Below are 18,016 nucleotides of genomic sequence, written 5' to 3' on the forward strand. Positions count from 1 at the left end.
TCAAGTTTTTTTAGTTACTACTAAGTTTTGCATTGATAACTTTATTCCCTTTGATATCAATGCTTTGTGTCTCGTAACCATTACATCTGAAAACCAGACTGTCGTCGGATGCGGCTTTTAGTATATATTGTCCGTGTTTGTCGGTCACAGCCAGTTCTTTACCAGTGTAGGCAGAGCAGACGGATACACCTTCTATCGGTGTGGCTTGTACGTCGCGTACGATACCGGAGATCTTAATTCCTTTGCCTACAGGCTTTTTCATGCTTGGGACAGGCTTGGTGGCGGTAATAGCTTTTTCGGTATAGTCGCCGACAGTGATTTCCATTTTGTGTTTGATGTCATCGGAGGCGGTGCCTACTTCTATCAGGAAGCGTCCTGGTTCAAAGAACCGATTACCCTGTTCATCAGTTAAAGCTAGTTCACTTGCAGGAATGCCAAGAGTGACTTCTTTCGCTTCTCCCGGGGTAAGCATGGGCTTGGCAAATGCTTTTAGTTGACGGACAGGGGTGACGATACTGCTTACGAGGTCGCGGATATAAACTTGAATGACTTCTTTTCCGGCGCGTTTACCGATATTGCGGATGCGTACGGAGACTTGTATAGTATCCGTTTCGCTATATTGTTGTTTGTCGGTTTTGGCTGTTTCATAAAGGAAGGCGGTGTAACTCAGACCATGTCCGAAAGCCCATAGGGGGGTGGGAGACGAGAAGACATAGTCTCGTCCGGGCTTTCCGCAACTGCCTGGTTTTTTATAAAAACCCTTGTCGGATGGTAGATGGTTATAGTATGCAGGCAAGTGTCCGGTACTTTGTGGGAAAGAAAAATTCAGTTTGCCGGAAGGATTTACCTTACCGAAAAGAATGTCGGCAAGGGAGTTGCCTGCCTGCTCTCCGGCATACCATTGGGCTAGGATGGCTGGCACATTCTCTTTTTCCCAAGGGATAGCGAATGGTTTGCCTGCTACCAATACCAGTATCACGGGTTTGCCGGTGGCGGTAACTGCTTGTATCAATTGGCTCTGGCAGCCTGTCAGGCTAATGTCGTGCAAGTCGATGCCTTCACCTGTGGTAGATGGAATGGGAGTGGGGCGGATAAACCGGGTACTGGAGCTTCCGCAGCAGAGTATGACAACATCGCTTTGGCGTGCTATCCGTACAGCCTCAGCAATCTGTGTAGTATCCTTGGAGATAAGGTCGCAACCGTAAGCGTAGTTCACTTTGATTTTATTTCCTGCCCATGTTTTTATACCTTGCAAGGGAGTAATACCATCTTTGTTGTCTTTGCTCCAACTATAATCACCAAACTGTACCTGATCGGCGTTGGGGCCGATGACGGCAATAGATGTCAGTTTGTTGATGTCAAGAGGCAACAATCCACCTTCATTCTTTAATAATATGGTGGATTCGTCTGCTATTTCGCGTGCTAGCTGTATTTTCTTGTCATCGTGAATAGCTCCTGCCTCTTGGCTGATGCCGTAAGGGTGCTCAAAGAGTCCCATCTCGAACTTTACGCGTAACACACGGCTGACTGCAAGGTCTATTGCCGCCATGTCGCAACGTCCCTGCCGTGCTGCTTCTATCAGTTCGGGATAACAGTTGCTGGAAGCTTCCACGTCCAGTCCGGCAGTGAGAGCAAGGATGGCGGCATCTTCCAGGTTTCCTGCCACATGGTGGAATGATTTCAGCATATCTATTGCTGCCCAATCAGAATAGACTAATCCTTTGAATCCCCAACGGTTGCGCAACACGTCTGTCATCAAGAATTTGGAGGCGGAATTAGGAACGCGGTCACGTGAGTTATAGCTGGACATGATAGTCATGACATCTGTGCCTTTGACAATCATTTCAAAAGGTTTCAAATAAATGTCTATCAAATCCCGTATGCCACAGTCTACAGATGCCAGGTTTAAGCCACCCAGGGGCGCGCCATGTGCGCCATAGTGTTTAAGCATGGGGGATATCCGGTGGTCGCGATACCCTTTTGTCTCCGAGAGCCCCATTTGTCCGCATAGCCAGGGATCTTCTCCATAAGATTCTTCCACACGTCCCCAGCGGAGCTCGCGTACAACGTCAATGCAGGGTGCCAATACTTGGCGGATATTGGCTGTATGTAACTCTTCGCTGATGGCGCTTGATTTACGGTATGCAAGTTCCGGATTGAACGTACTTCCTAATGCGATGTTTTGAGGGAAGATGGTGGCGCCGTCTTGTGCCATGCCATGCAGGGCTTCCGTAGTAATAATGGTTGGAATACCCAACCGGGTTTCTTCAACCATGTATTTTTGTAACTGCGTGAAATTGGCGTGGCAGTTTGCACTGTGCAAAGGAAGTCCTTCTGCAAAACCGAAACTCATGCCTTGGCAGAAAGAATTCAACTTGTCTTTACTTAACTGTTGCCCGTCGAATACATTTTCCGAATGAATGTGGCGTAATTGCGATACTTTTTCTTCCAGAGTCATCCGACCGAGAAGGTCTTGTATGCGTTCTTCTACGGGCAAGGCGGAATTCTTATAAGGAATAGTCTGTGCTTGTAGCAATATGCCGGCATGACTTGACAAAAGCAGGCATATCCATAAAAGTCTCTTTTTCATATATTTTATTTATAGTTGATTAATTTACTCAGTACTTTTCTTTGTGCCTGTGGTCAGGACGCTACAAACATAGATACTTTCAGGAAAAATCGTGGAGCTGGTTATTCGTAATGTAATCTTTTTGAGTACGATTGTTTTATTTGTTTGGAAAAGACTTAAAGTTCCCCTAAAATGAACTAAAAAGGTAGTTCGTTACTGTATATTTAGTCCGTGAAAAGGTAAAAGCCGTTTATCGGGAAAATGTTTGTAGGATATATGAGGTATGGCTGTTTTAGTCCATGATAAGGGTCTTTTGAGTACAAAATCGTTTTTTTATGTTCAGATGCTATTGGGACATTATGTTTTGAATTGTAAAGTCTGGATAGTATTTTATTTATGCTTTTATTTGCAAAATAAATCCTGAAGATAAAAGTTATCATGAAGATCTTGGCTTTTATTATGATCTGCTGAAATCAGGGTTAGTCGGTTTTATGAGTAAATAAAAAACATAGTATTTTAGTTTAATTGAAATGAAGAAAGTAAGTGTCGTTATTTTTGCCCTGTTGTTGGTATGTATAACATCCTGGGCGCAGAGAACAGAAGTCATGTATGTTTCAGGACAGGATATAAATGACAATGTGACATGGGATTTTTATTGTACGGAAGGGCGGAATTCCGGGAAGTGGACAAAGATACGTGTTCCATCTTGTTGGGAAATGGAAGGTTTTGGTAAATACAATTATGGGCATGATGCTAACAAAGGAGAAGAAAAGGGATTGTATAAGACTGAGTTTTCTCTTCCGAAGGAGTGGAAAGGTAGACGTTTATATATTGTATTTGAAGGTTCAATGACTGATACGAGAATAAAAGTGAATGGAAAACAAGCGGGTGACATTCATCAAGGTGCGTTTTATCGTTTCAAGCGGGAGATAACTGATCTGGTATCTTACACGGGAAAGAATCAACTGGAAGTAGAGGTCAGTAAGATGTCAACGAATAAAAGTGTGAATGAAGCAGAGCGAAGTGCTGATTTTGGGGTGTTTGGGGGAATTTTTCGTCCGGTTTATATAGAAGCGGTACCACAAAAACATATTGAATATATTGCTATTGATGCCCGCCACGATGGAAACATAACGGCAAATATTGTATTGGATAAGGCATATAAAGAGATAAATGCTTCACTGGAACTTTATCATCTAAAAACTCATGAGAAAGTGGGTGAAGTGTTGTCTGGCAAAGTTTCCGATAAGACGATAACCCTCTCGGGACATATAGTAAAGGCACTTATATACGACTCAACACCTAGCCGTGTGCCATAACTTTTAGTTATAAATAAAAAGCTCTTTCTAGTTGGTGTTAACTGGAAAGAGCATGTTTCTTTTTCGACTGCTAAGATAGCAATTATTTATCAATTTTCCACTTTTATCTCATACTTTTTTTGATTTAATTTATTAATAATGCATTATTTTTATCTCTATGAATAAATCCCTTTTTTGATAAATTACATAGAACTTTCTCATAGTTTTTCTTACTCATGCCCAATTCTTTACATTGTATTCCATTGTAAGTTGTTATTTTGCCATGAAATCTTTCAGCCTTTCCGAGTAAAAAAGAATAAACGACTAAATCATTACCTTTCAATCCAGTTTCCATTTCTAATTTAAAATATGTACTATTTTTAATGGCAGGAAATATGTATATATTATTATTGCAATCTATAATTTTGGATTGGGTTAAATAACGTAATCTAGCTTTTACTGTATTTATGGATAATGATAAATCTTTTGCTATTTTATAAGGTGATATTTCATACAAAGTAGAATAATTATACTCGTCAAAATATTCCATTAGCGTTTCTTGATTAAAATTACCTTCATAATCAAAGATACTTTCGATTTCTGATATTGATTTATAAACTAGATAAGAGTATGTAATCTTATCATTAATTTCCGGCAGATTCTTATTGCCGAAAAGACAAGTGTAAAATATAACATTCATTGCAACTAAATTGACGCAACTATTATACAAAGCGACAGGGGAAAGTAGTTGCGGACTCTTTCGACAGGTAGCTACTCCATGTCTACCCCTGTTCACTTTGCAAATATACTAATTGCTTTTGGTTAAGCAAAATATTACTGTCAATTTAGTAGTAGGTATATGTCAATTTAGTAGTACAGTGTGTCAATTTAGTAGTATAGTAAATCGTCATTTTAGTAGTAGATATTGTGTCAGTTTAGTAGTACCAATATTAAATAGTATACTAAATTATATACCTAAATTAAATTTAAACACATCTAAAGACATTTTCAAACAAAATGCCTATTGATGTTGATGTTTAATTATAACCTATTTACATGTCATCATTCCTATTAGTATCCAAACTGCAATACAAATAAATAATGCTACTTTAGCACTAGTACTCATAGGCTCTTCTGTTTTTCTCTTTTCTTCTTCTTTTCTCTTAAGAAATTCATAATAGCCTTGTTTCTCCGATTCCTTCAAAGGACTTGTTTTTAACTGTCCCGGCTTCCATTGGCATCCGCAGTTGATACAGGTTATTTTTACATCTCCACTGCCTATAAATCCTGCCAATAGACCTACACCGCCTGTAAGAACTGCTCCTGCAACTGCTTTGCCTGCTCCAAAACCCTTTTTGTTTGCTGTTAATTGTGAGCTTCCGCAAAAAGGACAATACAGTTTATCTTCTTGTTCTTCCATAGATTTATAAAATTGAAGTTAATAATTGTCTAACATTTCAAGTTGCTGTTTTTGCTCTAAACTGCCTTGAAACTCGATTTGTCTAGCTTTACCATCTATTGTATGATACTTACCGTTAGGACTAATAGTGGGTTTAAAATTAGGGTCAGAAGAATACCCGCTAGAGGTTTGAATTTCATCATCATCGTACATTGCTTGCTCTTTTTCATATTCTAATACAGCAAGTGAATCAGCTACTCTAATTGAATCTTGTAATGCCTGTTCAGGAGTACTTTTCTTCATATTGCAGCTAGATATGAATAATACTGATGCTGCAAGGATAAAAATCTTTTTCATACATTTTGCGTTTTATTGGTTAATACTAAATAATAATGTTTCGATTTAGTTAGCATCAACCTCACGCATATATATGAAAAAGGCGTAGAGCTAATGCCTAACGCCATCGAGGGCTACCACACCCTACTCACTTATAGGCAAAAGTCCACGCCAGTATATTGGCGTATAAACGCAATACACCCATAAGTGAGTTCAAATAGCCTTATTGCTTTCAAGGTGGTAGTTCGATGGCGATTAGGCTATAATATGTAAAAAGCGTACCACCTATACGATGATACGCTGCAAATATAAGAATAACTTCATAAATAACAAACGGTTAATCCTTCTTCTTTTCTTTCTTATCTTTAGATTCATCCTCTTTAGGCGTATCTTTACTTTCAAGATGCGCCATCCTCCGAAGCAATTCATCAAACGCTTCTTTAGGTACAGAGAGGTTGATATTAAATTGCATTGTCTTAATATCCTCTAATCTTATTTCTTCTTGTTTTTTCTTCTTTCCCATAATTAAGCAACATTACGCAAAAGTAAATTAAATCTTTGAGAATCGGTAAAATTCCGAGTGTTAAATCGGAAAATAAATTCATCAATATACTTTTGCAAATGTTTTCTGCTTACTCGAATATACGTTCCTAACATCATTCTGTCAAAATGAGACCAAACATTTTCGATACCATTTGTACTAACAACGATTATTTCCCCTTCATCAGTAGCATAGGTTGTACCATAAAAGTGTTTACTATGGTCTACATCTCTTTGCTCGTAATCAATATTAATACCTGGATAACCTGCTCCATCTGTATAGACAACACTTCCTTCTTCTACATATTCATGTACGATAGAAAGTAGTGTATTTCCATGAATGTTAGGAACTACTTTAGCTATAGTTTTCCCATTTCTTTCTCGTATTCCAAATACAGGAACTTTATCTTTGTAGCTACGTCCTTGACATTTTTCTACTTTCTTATCTTTATGACGATTTCCGTTCTTTCCGCCCACAAATGTTTCGTCTATCTCAACCTCACCGGATAATGTATGACTATTCTCCATCTCCATATATTGCCTAATTTTATGAAGCATATTCCACGCTGTTTTTTGAGTTATGCCTAAATCTCTAGCCAATTGACATGATGAAACTCCTCTCTTATGTGACAAGAATAACATCATAGCATAGAACCAAGCTCTCATAGGCAGTTTAGTATTGGCAAATGCTGTTCCGGTTTTTACATCGAAATATCGTCCGGTATTCTTGCACTTATATTTCCCATTACTACATTTATAAACCTTAGACGTTGGGTCAAATGGTGATACTACCTTGCCGTCCCAACGCATCTTCTCAAAATACCTGATGCAACTTTCTTCATCGGGAAAGTTTTCAGATAGAGTTAAAAGAGTAAAATAGGTTTTCATAACGTCAAATTTTTAGCTATCCAAATATACTAAAAATCAACGATATTAGCAAACAATTTGCAATATATTTTCCAAAAGCTGGTCTGCAAAGATGCTAAGTAACATATACAATTATTACCAGTTTAAGTTTACAAGTAATACATTTGCACAATATTAACCATAAAACTACAAGAGAAATGAACAAACAACAGATGCAAAAATTTAGAACAAAATTAGGAAATAGTCAATGTCCAATTTGCAATGTACCTTTATTAAAATGCTATAGTATTGTAAGCCGTGATACGATTACTGAACAGGAAGAGATATGTTATAGTCCAATAGATACATCTAAAGACTTTATTGATATAAAGTGTGAACATTGCGGATACATGATGTCGTTTAACACAGAACTATTACTTAAATAAGTGGTCAGAACTTGTAATGGTCACTCCTGCTCTTAACGGTGCATCAAGCGGAAAATCTGCATCTGTTGAGTATCCCCATTTAAGGATTCGTTCAGATGCAGATTTCATCTCTTCTACTATTTCTTCATCTGATTTCCCCCAAGATATCAAATTCTCTTTTGCAATTCTAACCGCAGTAAGTCTGTTGTACGCTGCAAACTCATTTACTAATCTTTCCAATAATTCTTCTTTCTTTTCCATAATCTTTGTTTTTAAATTGTTAATATAACTTTTTGTTATGACCCGACTATCTAGTGTCGGGTCGGATATAAGTGCCATAGTAAATGTGTTACCCTGGTCGGCAGAGCATCCTAATTTATATGAGGCAAGGATTATTGTCAGAAATAATAAAGGGGTATTGTATGTGGCAGAAGAAAAAATCGGTTTCCGGACGATAGAAGTTAAGGAACGGGACGGTATATATGTCAATGGGAAACGAATTATGTTTAAGGGGGTCAATCGTCATTGTTTTTGGCCGACAACAGGACGAACAGTACCCCGGCAAGTTAATCTGGATGACGCTTTAAAGATAAAGGACATGAATATGAATGCAGTACGCATGTCTCATTATCCACCCGATAAATATTTCCTTGAAATTTGTGATTCTTTAGGACTTTATGTTATTGACGAATTGTGCGCTTGGCAGCAACCCCCTTATGATACGCAGGTGGGTACTATATTGGCGCGGGAAATGGTGAAACGTGACGTAAACCATCCTTCTATTATTTTTTGGTCAAATGGGAATGAGGGAGGATTCAATTATGATTTAGATCCGATATTCCCGGCTTTGGATTTACAAAAACGTCCGCTACTTCATCCGTGGGGATTGTATGGCGGTATAAATACAGTTCATTATATACATTACAATTCGGGTATTAAGAATATGTTTAATGGACGTGATATTTTTATGCCAACAGAACTGTTACACGGCTTGTATGATGGAGGGCATGGTGCCGGTTTGGATGATTATTGGAATGCTATGTTGCTGAATCCACTTTCCGCGGGTCTGTTTTTGTGGGATTTTGCGGATCAGGGAATAGTTAGGACAGACTTGGATGGTATATTGGATACAGACAAAGATCATGCAGCCGATGGTATTGTGGGGCCTTATCGTGAGAAGGAAGGTAGTTATTATACTATAAAGGAAATATGGTCTCCGATACAGTTGGAAAAGAAGTATATCACTTCTACTTGGGACGGAACTTTAAATGTGGAGAATCGGTATGACTTTACAAATGCTAACCAGTGTCGTTTCTGTTATAAGATGATACGTGTTAATTCTATGTTTCCATTTCAGGTTGATTCCATTTCAGGTATAATTTCTGCACCGGATGTCGCACCGGGTGCTAAAGGTCAATTAAAGCTTGATTTACCTCGAGAATGGCAGGAATATGATATATTATATCTGTCGGTGGAGGACTTTCAGTCACACGAACTGTTTACATGGAGTTTTGAGTTACACTCTCCGGAAATAGTGGCGGATAGGATTCTGACCGATTGCAAGCAATCGGTTGGACAGATAGAATTGTTACCGTCGGATACCCATTATTTGATAAAAACAGTAAGAGGTACCATTTGGATTGATAATAAAAACGGTTTGCTGGATGGTGTGGAGATTTCAGGGAAAAAGTGTCCTTTAACCAAAGGACCTTTATTAATAACCAATCACGAATTTGTGTGTAAGGATGTTCGACTCGAAATGAAGGGAAAGGAAGTGAAAATATATGTGGAATATGCTTACTCAAACGGAAAACGTGCTTACGAATTTGTATGGACTGTGTTTCAGTCGGGTTTATTGCAGTTGGATTATACTTACCGGCCGGGTAATGAAGTGGAGATGGCAGGAATTACTTTTGATTTTCCGGAGAATGGGATAGCAGGAGCGGAATTGTTGGCAAAAGGGCCATATCGTGTTTATAATAATCGTATGAAAGGCGGACGTCTTGGCTTGTGGAGTAAAACTTATAATAATACACTTACGGGGGAAAGTTGGGATTATCCGGAATTTAAGGGATATTATGCACTTTTGTATGGTGTGAAGTTGAATTGTGAAACTCCTTTTGAAGTTTATTCCTCTACTGAAGATATTACATTACATTTGTTTACTCCAGGTATTCAGCAGAAATATCCTGCTTCGAAGAATTATACCAATCCTAGGTATCCAAAGGGGAACATTTCATTTATGGACGCAATACCGTCGGTAGGGACAAAGTTTAGCAAGGCTGAAAACTATGGTCCACAGTCACAGAAGCACAGCTTTAAAGGATATAGCGGTTTGAATGACTTGAAAGGACAATTGTTTTTTAGGTTTTGAAAAGTACGTAGTTTTTCGGTGTAAGTGATATTAATATTAAAAATTATGATAACAATGAAAAGTAAGATTTTGATATATTTGTGCAATTTGTGGACTTTCGTAGTGAGCGCAGAACATCAAGGGCAGAAGCAGAAAGTGAGAGTGTGTAATAAAGAAAGGTGTAAAACGATTCATCTTGATAAAGGAATGAATCATTTTGATTTATCTTCAACAGTCGGTCATTTATTTATATAAAAAGAGCCTCATGAAACATGTAATTATATTCATTTTATTATTATTTTGTATTCCTGTATTTGCACAACAAAAGATTGCCCGGGAATATATTGAATGGTCTGATGTTTGGATTTCCGGAGCTAATAAAACCGATCTTCCACATGTACTACTTATAGGTAATTCTATCACACGTGGATACTATGGGAAAGTAGAACAAGCATTACGGGGGAAAGCATATATAGGGAGACTTTCCAATTCAAAAAGTGTAGGTGATCCGGCTTTACTAGAAGAAATTGCAGTCATACTCAAAAATACCCAATTTGATATTATTCATTTTAATAATGGTTTGCATGGATTTGATTATACAGAAGAAGAATATGATAAAAAATTTCCAAAACTGATTAAAGTTATCCGTAAATATGCCCCAAAAGCAAAGCTTATCTGGGCAACTATTACTCCTGTTCGTGCAGGAAAAGATATGAAAGAATTTGCTCCTATTACTGAACGACTGAAAGTGCGTAATAAAATTGCTTTGAAGCATATAAATCGCGCTGGTATCGAAGTCAATGATTTATGGAAAGTAGTAATTGATCATCCTGAATATTATTTAGGTGGAGATGGAACTCATCCTATCGATACAGGCTATTCTGCTTTAGCTGACCAAGTATCTAAAGTTATTAACAGTAAATTGTCTTATCAATAAATAATATTAGCCCGATATGAGTTAGTACTAACTTTAAAATATCAATGATAAACATGAAATGTAAGGCTTTAATTCTTTTGTGCTGTTTGTGGACTTCTGTAGTGAGCGCGCAACACCAGGATTGTGTATTATGGTACACGAAACCCGCAAATAATTGGAACGAAGCGCTTCCTGTCGGAAATGGGAGATTGGGAGCAATGTTTTTTGGTGGTTGTCGGAATGAAACCATCCAACTAAATGAAGAGAGTTTATGGGCAGGTTCCAAAAGTGAAGCGAATGCAAATGCGGCAGCGCATTTACCTCGGATACAACAGTTGCTACTTGATGGAGAAGTGGAGCAGGCAGCTACGCTCTCTGAAAAGTATATGCGTAGTAACCCTTTGCGTATACGCTCTTATCAGTCGTTTGGAGAAATACGAATTGACTTTATGGAGGGAAAAGCTCCCAATATCAAACTTGGCAGTTATCGTAGAGAATTGGATTTGGCAACGGGAGTTGCTTCGGTGACCTATGAGGTAGAAGGTGTTCAGTATAAAAGAGAACTTTTTGCTTCAGCGCAAGATGATGTCATTGCTCTTCGTCTGTCTGCCAGTAAGCCGGGGGCATTGACCTTTCGTCTCCAATATAGTAGAGAACAGGATGCAGTGGCTTATCCTATAAGCGATAGTGAACTTGGGATAAAAGGACAGATCTTTGATTTACCTGAAAAGGATGCCGGGGCGGCAGGGTTACACATGAAGTTTGCCGGAAATATACGTGGCACTCATAAGGGAGGTACTATGGAGGTGGCTTCCAATGCTTTCTATGTACAGGATGCAGATGAGGCCATCTTTTATTTTACGGCAGCCACGGATTATGATTTTTCTCAACTAAACTGGAATCGTGCCATTGAACCAATGAAAAAGTGTGTTGACATACAAAAGAAGATAGAAAGCCAACCGTATGAGGAGATAAAGGAGCGACACATTGTAGAGCATGGGGCATTGTTCAACCGGGTGACATTCAATATGGGAGAAACATCATCATTGCCTGTCGACGAACGACTGCGGCGATTGCAGAAAGGGGAAGAAGATTTGTCGTTGATAACGTTGTATTTCCAGTATGGCAGGTATCTGCTGATGAATTCATCACGTCGTCCCGGTGTATTACCAGCGAATCTACAAGGAATTTGGAATCGGGATATGTATGCGGCATGGAGCTCAGACTTTCATACAAACATCAATATACAGATGAACTATTGGCCGGTTGAAACCTGTAATTTATCCGAGGCTTTTCTTCCATTCTCCCATCTGATCAGCGCACTTCGGACTCCGGGGCGAGTCACTGCCCGAAAAACATACAATTCGAAGGGATGGACTATGAACCACTTGACCGATCCTTTCGGACATACGGCCATATCTGACGGGGTAGGCTGGGGAACTTTTCCTATTGCAGGAGCCTGGTTAGTGCTTCACCAATGGGAACACTATTTGTTTACCGGAGACAAGAAGTATCTTATGGATGAGGCTTATCCGGCAATGAAGGAAGCAGCAGAGTTTATTATCGGCTTCCTGATAGAAGATAGAAATGGCTACCTAGTGACAGCTCCGTCCAATTCTCCGGAGAATAAATATCGTCTGCCAAACGGAAAGGTTCATGATTTGACTTATGGGGCAACGATGGATATTGAAATTATCAATGAGTTATTGAATGCTTGTATAGAAGCGGGAAAAATAACCAAAGATAATGACTCGAAGTTTGCTAAGGAGTTAAAAAGCACGCTGAAAAGACTTCCGCCTATTCGCATTGGTAAAAGATATGGTACAATACAAGAATGGATAGAAGATTATGAGGAGGTGGAACCGGGGCATCGGCATATCTCCCATTTGTTCGGTCTCTATCCGGGCAAGTCGATCAATAGTTCGCGGAAAGAGCTTTTTGATGCCGCTCGCAAGACAATCGAAAGGCGTCGTTACTATAATGAACAGGCGGAACATAAGAACGGTACGTATACAGGATGGAGCCGTGCGTGGATGATTAACTTTTATGCCCGCCTGCTGGATGGAGAGGAAGCCGGAAAGAATGTCCGACTGCTGCTTGAGAAGAATACACAGAGCAACTTGTTCAATATACACCCTCCTTTTCAAATAGATGGAAATTTTGGCGGAACAGCCGGTATTGCAGAGATGTTGCTGCAGAGTCATAATGGTGAAATACACCTGTTGCCGGCTTTGCCTTCGTTTTGGGTAGATGGAGAGATAAGAGGTTTGTGTGCCCGAGGAAGAATAACCGTGAACTTGAAATGGGCGAATGGAATGTTGCAGTCCGTTGAACTCTACTCTAGGCAGAAGCAGAAAGTGAGAGTGCGTTATAAAGAAAGGTGTAAAACGATTCATCTTGATAAAGGAATAAATCATTTTGATTTATCTTCAACTGCAGTCACCTATTTGCGTAAAAAAATAGACTCATGAAACATGTCATTAACATGAGTTCGATATGATTTTAGAATAACCTTAACTGCCCGTCATTGACAAAACTCACATCAATGGCGGGTTTCTTATCAAACAAACAATATGCTGCAATAGCTGACAAGGCATTTGCGATAAAATTATCTATGTTCTACCTTGTTGAACCATAATGTCAATCTAGGGGCTCAGTTTGAAAGTCCGGGGGATGTGGTTTAGGATAATCATACCTCAAAAAGGTTTGTTTCTGTACGGAAATGAATGAGAATTTGTTTTCAATAACTGATTTGCATAAGTATAACATATGAACTTTAGACTCATAAATTCCACCAGTTTCACCTTAGCTCTGAAACATCGATGAATAAGGAGATAGCGGGTGAAAGCATAGAAAAAATAAAGGTGAAATCTCCCGTTATTGCTTTCACCTTTCAAATTTATTCAGCACGGTTGCTGAACATATAGAGCCACCGTGCTGAATATATAGATTCAATGCGGTAAGTATATAGATACAATGTGTTGAATATATAGATCTACCAACTCAAGTGTTAGTAGATGAAACTCAAGGTGTTAATACCTTACATCCAGGCCGTTAATACCTGATAGGTTATCTATTAATACCTGACAGCAGATTTGCTATAAGCATATTTTCATTAGCTATAATGATATTGGTTTTAGCTCAAGGGATATTTTGAAAAGACAAGGTGAAACCGAAAATGTTCAATTTTACCTGAATTTGCCACTTGCTTTCACCCGCTATCTCCTTATTTATCGGCATTTCGACAATCAGGTGAAATCGATGAACGGCAATGATCTTATAGTGGCATTTATGATACTTTATTTTATAAAAAAATGTAATTCTCTAAAAGAGCGCTAGGAGATTTTTAAGATGTCTTTTTGAGGGGAAACACCTTTCTTAGTACACTTTGGGGGACTTCTGAGTCCATGTCTGACCGATTGTGTAATTTGTATCGTAAAGGGTTGTTTTACGTATGGGAAACTCTGTTGCTAAGTGAATTTATTCCTAAGTTTGTATCGTAATTGTTTTGAGCTGGTAATGCCGCAAATATAATGGCATTGTTTTATTAAGAATTTTATAATATATTGAGAAACTCTTGTTATGAAAAACATCAAATATTGTAAATTAGCATGGTTAGTACTATTAAATCTTTGCGCGATAGAAGTGAGTGCTCAAAAAGAGCCAGTAGATTATGTTAATACTGTGATTGGTGCATCGACTTCACGTGAGGCGGCAAAATCTGATCATGGATTAGGAAAGACATTTCCGGGAAGTTGTACTCCTTTTGGATTGGTGCAGTTGAGCCCGGATACGAAAACCGGTGGAGATAACGGACCTGGATATTCATGGCATCACAATACGATAGAAGGATTTAGTTTCACGCATTTAAGTGGTATCGGTTGGTATGGCGATTTTGGAAATTTCTTGGTGATGCCTACTATTGGTGAATTAAAGACTTTCAAAGGAACAGAGGATAAGCCGGAAGAGGGTTATCGTTCTCGTTACCGACATGAGACGGAGATAACACAGGCTGGATATTATTCGGTTATGTTGGATGATTATCAGATAAAGGCCGAACTGACTTCGGCTCCACGTGCTGGTATTTTACGGTTTACGTATCCGAAATCAGATTGTTCGCGTATACAAATAGACTTGGCGCGCCGTATTGGAGGAACTTCCGACGAACAGTTTATAGAGAAGGTAGACGATCATACTATTCAAGGGTGGATGAAATGTACTCCGGCTTGTGGAGGTTGGGGAAATGGAGATGGGAAAGTGGAATATACTGTTTTTTTCTATTGTTGTTTTGATCGTTCATTGGAGAATTATGGTGTATGGAGTGCGGGGATACCGGAGGGTATCAGTAGAAAGAATGATGCCAATGATAATCCAGAGTATATGCGATATATAGAAAATGCTGTTGTCGTGAAGGCTCCTCAGCAAATGAATGGGAAGCATTTGGGATTTTATCTGGAATTTCCTACTAAACAAAATGAACAGGTATTGCTTAAATGTGGAATTTCGTTTGTTAGTACAGAAGGTGCAAAACAAAATCTGAAACAGGAAATTCCTGACTGGAATTTTGAGCGAATAAGGCAGGCTACCCGTAAATTATGGAATAAGGCTCTTTCTGTTATTAAAGTGAAAGGGAGTGAGCGTGATAAAATTATTTTCTATACCTCTTTATATCATTCGATGATTGACCCCCGTTGTGCTTCGGATATTGATGGGTGCTATTGGGGGGCAGACAAGAAAATACATCAAAGTAAAGATTTTATTTATCGTACTGTATTTAGTGGATGGGATGTTTTCCGGAGCCAGTTTCCATTGCAGACGTTGATTAATCCCCAGATGGTGAATGATGAGATTAATTCATGGTTGCAGATGGCGGAATTGAGCGGACGGAATTATTTTCCCCGCTGGGAGTTGATGAATAGTTATACTGGCTGTATGTTAGGCAATCCGGCCATTTCTGTATTAGCGGATGCTTATATGAAAGGTATTAGGGGATATGATGTGAAGAAAGCTTTGGAATATGCTGTAAATACGCAGAATAAATCAGGAAATGGCGAAAGAGGATATGCCGTTAATAGTCTTTCCAAAACATTGGAATATGCTTATACAGACTGGTGCATTGGTCAGATGATGTCTGCTACAGGAAAAAAAGAAATGGCGAAAGTCTATGAACAGAGAAGCAAAGCGTATTGTAATGTTTGGGATGATAGCGTGCATTGGTTTCGTGCTCGTTTGAGAGATGGTAGCTGGATGCCTTGGAAAGGTCGCACTGTACATGATCAGGGAACAACTGAAAGTAATCCGTTTCAACAGGGATGGTTTGTTCCTCACGATCTAGAAGGACTGAAAAAATTGATGGGGGGACAACGACAATTTGATAAAGAGTTGAATTGTTTCTTCGACAATGTGCCGTTGGATTTCTTCTGGAATAATTATTATAATCATCCTAATGAACCAAATCATCATGTTCCTTTTCTTTTTAATTATTCATCTACCCCATGGCGGACACAATTCTGGACGAGAGCTATTTGTGAACGTGCTTATGGGACTGATGTAATGGGATTGTGCGGCAATGAGGATGTGGGACAGATGTCTGCATGGTATATTCTGGCTGCTATGGGGATTCATCCTATATGTCCCGGCAATTCACGTTATGAAATTACCAGCCCGGTTTTTCAAGAAGTAGAAATAAAATTGGATCAACGTTTTTATCCGGGCAAGAAGTTCAAAATTGTAGCTCATAATAACTCATCGGAAAATATATATATTCAGTCGGTAGCGCTGAATGGTAAGAAGATAAATCGCTTGTGGATTACACATGATGAAATAACGGAAGGTGGAGTACTCGAAATGTATATGGGGAAGAAACCGCTATTAATAAAATGAATGTGGTAATATTGAGATTTTTTTTGTAAGAATGTTGTTAAAAATATCGCAATATGGTAACTAATAAATTTAATAAAATGAAAAGAAGTAAATTGTTATTCTGTATTATGTCGGTTGTAACACTCTTTGCTTGCCAGTCAGAGAAAGTTGTTCAGAAACAGCCGGATTACGTAACACCTGTGTTGACTGATACGACATCAGTCGTTTATTATTCTCAAACGAATTCCATTGTAAACGGACAGCCGTTCATTCCTTTGGGCATTTATGCCGTAGGGGTAAAGGATATGCCTACAGTCAAGGACTTTGGCTTTAACCTGGTGCAGAGTTATCAATTCTTCGGTATGCCGGATGAAGAGAAAAAAGAGTATCTTGATGAGGCTTTTCGGAATGGTTTGATGGTTTTTGCAGGTTTGAATGGAGCGCATAAATTGGCAGAAAATACAGAAAAAATAAAAGAAACGGTGAATACATTCAAGAATCATCCGGCTTTGTACGCTTGGTATTTGGCTGATGAGCCTTCTATCAAAAGTGTAGATCCTAATGAATTTCAGGCATTGTATGATTGGATAAAGCAAACGGATCCGGACCATCCGGTTATCAATTCCAATTGGGAGCTAGGGAACTTTAAGAATGCTTGCGATGCTGATATGCGTCAATTGTATCAGGGAGTTCCCTATCGGTTGTCACCCGGACTAGAGAACTATTTGGCGAAGGAAAACCAAAATACTAAAACGTGGGTTGCTATTCTTAACTCTTATGATAGTGGTTGGGAAGGTCCTGGCGTTACATCCCCTTCTCTCAATCCCACCTCAGCTTTTGATAAGTTGGCTGAAAAAGGGGTGAAAAAAGGAGACTTGGAATGGAAGAAAGAAGAAGAACGTTGGCAGCCTTTGTTAGATCATTTGGATAATCCGGAAGCTGCCGGGCTTCATACGAGTGCAAGTTTTCCGAATACGCCGGAAGCAGTAAGAGGTGCTTTCTATTGGGCTTTTGCGCATGGATCTAATGGTGTCTATTATTGGCTTTATTCAGATCCTAAGGGGACACTGAATTTGAGATGGGGATGGTATACTCTCTTTTTCCAGCCCCGTTTGTGTGCAGCTCTGAAAAGTACACTTGCCGAATTGAAAGATCTGTCGATATATTTGGTGAATCCTTATAAGGATTATACAGCTTTTAAAGATGAAAAGAATCCGAATATGTTTGTCTGGAGCAAATTGGTGGATGGAAAAAGAATTATTATTGTTCTTAATGAAACGGGGGAACCTGTAGAAAGCGAGCTAAGCCTTGCTCCGCTTGGATTGCTGTCAGAGCAATTGAAAGTATATAGAGAGGATGAAAGGTGTGTTCTTTTAGAGAATGGCATATTGAAAGACTCGTTTAAAAAGGATGAAGCACATGTTTATTTTGTAGAGCAGGAAAATGAGAATGTTCAAAAATAGGCTATTATT

The 18,016-nt window shown here is 38.9% G+C and carries 13 protein-coding genes and 1 pseudogene; 6 read left to right on the plus strand and 8 right to left on the minus strand.

All coding sequences use genetic code 11. The features are described 5' to 3' along the window. Positions 1-10: 10 nt before the first annotated feature. Positions 11-2,590 (minus strand): glycoside hydrolase family 3 N-terminal domain-containing protein, encoded by a 2,580-nt coding sequence (locus ACGHVY_RS15440; RefSeq protein WP_390599740.1) that lies wholly within the window; start codon positions 2,588-2,590, stop codon positions 11-13. A gap of 509 nt (positions 2,591-3,099) precedes the next feature. Here ACGHVY_RS15440 and ACGHVY_RS15445 point away from each other — a divergent pair. Continuing rightward, the gene (locus ACGHVY_RS15445) at positions 3,100-3,888 is read left to right on the plus strand and encodes a sugar-binding domain-containing protein (RefSeq protein WP_390599741.1); all 789 of its coding nucleotides are present in this window, start codon (positions 3,100-3,102) and stop codon (positions 3,886-3,888) included. Between the two features lie 124 nt (positions 3,889-4,012). On the opposite strand, the gene ACGHVY_RS15450 is transcribed toward ACGHVY_RS15445, so the two are convergent. The 6 genes from ACGHVY_RS15450 to ACGHVY_RS15475 all read right to left on the minus strand — a co-directional run bounded on the left by ACGHVY_RS15450 (position 4,013) and on the right by ACGHVY_RS15475 (position 7,674). Beyond that, entirely contained in the window at positions 4,013-4,567 is a 555-nt protein-coding gene (locus tag ACGHVY_RS15450) for a hypothetical protein (RefSeq protein ID WP_390599742.1), read from the minus strand. Positions 4,568-4,915: 348 nt separating this feature from the next. Continuing rightward, positions 4,916-5,287, minus strand: coding sequence for a hypothetical protein (locus ACGHVY_RS15455; RefSeq protein WP_390599743.1), 372 nt, complete (start codon positions 5,285-5,287; stop codon positions 4,916-4,918). 18 nt (positions 5,288-5,305) lie between these two features. Next, the gene (locus ACGHVY_RS15460; protein ID WP_390599744.1) at positions 5,306-5,623 is read right to left on the minus strand and encodes a hypothetical protein; all 318 of its coding nucleotides are present in this window, start codon (positions 5,621-5,623) and stop codon (positions 5,306-5,308) included. 316 nt (positions 5,624-5,939) lie between these two features. Continuing rightward, entirely contained in the window at positions 5,940-6,125 is a 186-nt protein-coding gene (locus ACGHVY_RS15465) for a hypothetical protein (RefSeq protein ID WP_308747003.1), read from the minus strand. Positions 6,126-6,127: 2 nt separating this feature from the next. Beyond that, the gene (locus tag ACGHVY_RS15470; protein ID WP_390599745.1) at positions 6,128-7,030 is read right to left on the minus strand and encodes an IS1595 family transposase; all 903 of its coding nucleotides are present in this window, start codon (positions 7,028-7,030) and stop codon (positions 6,128-6,130) included. 392 nt (positions 7,031-7,422) lie between these two features. Continuing rightward, positions 7,423-7,674 (minus strand): hypothetical protein, encoded by a 252-nt coding sequence (locus ACGHVY_RS15475; protein WP_390599746.1) that lies wholly within the window; start codon positions 7,672-7,674, stop codon positions 7,423-7,425. Positions 7,675-7,711: 37 nt separating this feature from the next. Here ACGHVY_RS15475 and ACGHVY_RS15480 point away from each other — a divergent pair, with 37 nt between their 5' ends. The 3 genes from ACGHVY_RS15480 (at position 7,712) to ACGHVY_RS15490 (ending at position 13,153) form a co-directional block, all read left to right on the plus strand. Continuing rightward, positions 7,712-9,787 carry a glycoside hydrolase family 2 TIM barrel-domain containing protein gene (locus ACGHVY_RS15480; protein WP_390599747.1) on the plus strand — a complete coding sequence of 692 codons (2,076 nt, stop codon included), beginning with the start codon at positions 7,712-7,714 and terminating at the stop codon, positions 9,785-9,787. Positions 9,788-10,031: 244 nt separating this feature from the next. Next, positions 10,032-10,703: an SGNH/GDSL hydrolase family protein gene (locus ACGHVY_RS15485; RefSeq protein ID WP_390599748.1), complete on the plus strand. Its 672-nt coding sequence runs from the start codon at positions 10,032-10,034 to the stop codon at positions 10,701-10,703. Positions 10,704-10,747: 44 nt separating this feature from the next. Continuing rightward, entirely contained in the window at positions 10,748-13,153 is a 2,406-nt protein-coding gene (locus tag ACGHVY_RS15490) for a glycosyl hydrolase family 95 catalytic domain-containing protein (protein ID WP_390599749.1), read from the plus strand. 31 nt (positions 13,154-13,184) lie between these two features. Here the strand turns inward: ACGHVY_RS15490 and ACGHVY_RS15495 are convergent. Next, positions 13,185-13,301, minus strand: a pseudogene (locus ACGHVY_RS15495) (IS982 family transposase); the annotation flags it as partial. Positions 13,302-14,264: 963 nt separating this feature from the next. Between ACGHVY_RS15495 and ACGHVY_RS15500 the strand changes: the two are divergent. Together ACGHVY_RS15500 and ACGHVY_RS15505 are read left to right on the plus strand one after the other, a co-directional pair. Continuing rightward, the gene (locus tag ACGHVY_RS15500; protein WP_390599750.1) at positions 14,265-16,565 is read left to right on the plus strand and encodes a GH92 family glycosyl hydrolase; all 2,301 of its coding nucleotides are present in this window, start codon (positions 14,265-14,267) and stop codon (positions 16,563-16,565) included. 77 nt (positions 16,566-16,642) lie between these two features. Next, positions 16,643-18,007 (plus strand): glycoside hydrolase family 2 TIM barrel-domain containing protein, encoded by a 1,365-nt coding sequence (locus ACGHVY_RS15505; RefSeq protein ID WP_390599751.1) that lies wholly within the window; start codon positions 16,643-16,645, stop codon positions 18,005-18,007. Positions 18,008-18,016: the final 9 nt, after the last annotated feature.

Origin of the sequence: Bacteroides sp. f07, assembly GCF_042854785.1 — a bacterium.
GTDB lineage: Bacteria > Bacteroidota > Bacteroidia > Bacteroidales > Bacteroidaceae > Bacteroides.

Coding starts and splice junctions, on each gene's coding strand:
- ACGHVY_RS15440 (WP_390599740.1), bottom strand. CDS start 2,590: ATGAAAAAGAGACTTTTATGGATATGCCTGCTTTTGTCAAGTCATGCC.
- ACGHVY_RS15445 (WP_390599741.1), top strand. CDS start 3,100: ATGAAGAAAGTAAGTGTCGTTATTTTTGCCCTGTTGTTGGTATGTATA.
- ACGHVY_RS15450 (WP_390599742.1), bottom strand. CDS start 4,567: ATGAATGTTATATTTTACACTTGTCTTTTCGGCAATAAGAATCTGCCG.
- ACGHVY_RS15455 (WP_390599743.1), bottom strand. CDS start 5,287: ATGGAAGAACAAGAAGATAAACTGTATTGTCCTTTTTGCGGAAGCTCA.
- ACGHVY_RS15460 (WP_390599744.1), bottom strand. CDS start 5,623: ATGAAAAAGATTTTTATCCTTGCAGCATCAGTATTATTCATATCTAGC.
- ACGHVY_RS15465 (WP_308747003.1), bottom strand. CDS start 6,125: ATGGGAAAGAAGAAAAAACAAGAAGAAATAAGATTAGAGGATATTAAG.
- ACGHVY_RS15470 (WP_390599745.1), bottom strand. CDS start 7,030: ATGAAAACCTATTTTACTCTTTTAACTCTATCTGAAAACTTTCCCGAT.
- ACGHVY_RS15475 (WP_390599746.1), bottom strand. CDS start 7,674: ATGGAAAAGAAAGAAGAATTATTGGAAAGATTAGTAAATGAGTTTGCA.
- ACGHVY_RS15480 (WP_390599747.1), top strand. CDS start 7,712: ATGACCCGACTATCTAGTGTCGGGTCGGATATAAGTGCCATAGTAAAT.
- ACGHVY_RS15485 (WP_390599748.1), top strand. CDS start 10,032: ATGAAACATGTAATTATATTCATTTTATTATTATTTTGTATTCCTGTA.
- ACGHVY_RS15490 (WP_390599749.1), top strand. CDS start 10,748: ATGATAAACATGAAATGTAAGGCTTTAATTCTTTTGTGCTGTTTGTGG.
- ACGHVY_RS15500 (WP_390599750.1), top strand. CDS start 14,265: ATGAAAAACATCAAATATTGTAAATTAGCATGGTTAGTACTATTAAAT.
- ACGHVY_RS15505 (WP_390599751.1), top strand. CDS start 16,643: ATGAAAAGAAGTAAATTGTTATTCTGTATTATGTCGGTTGTAACACTC.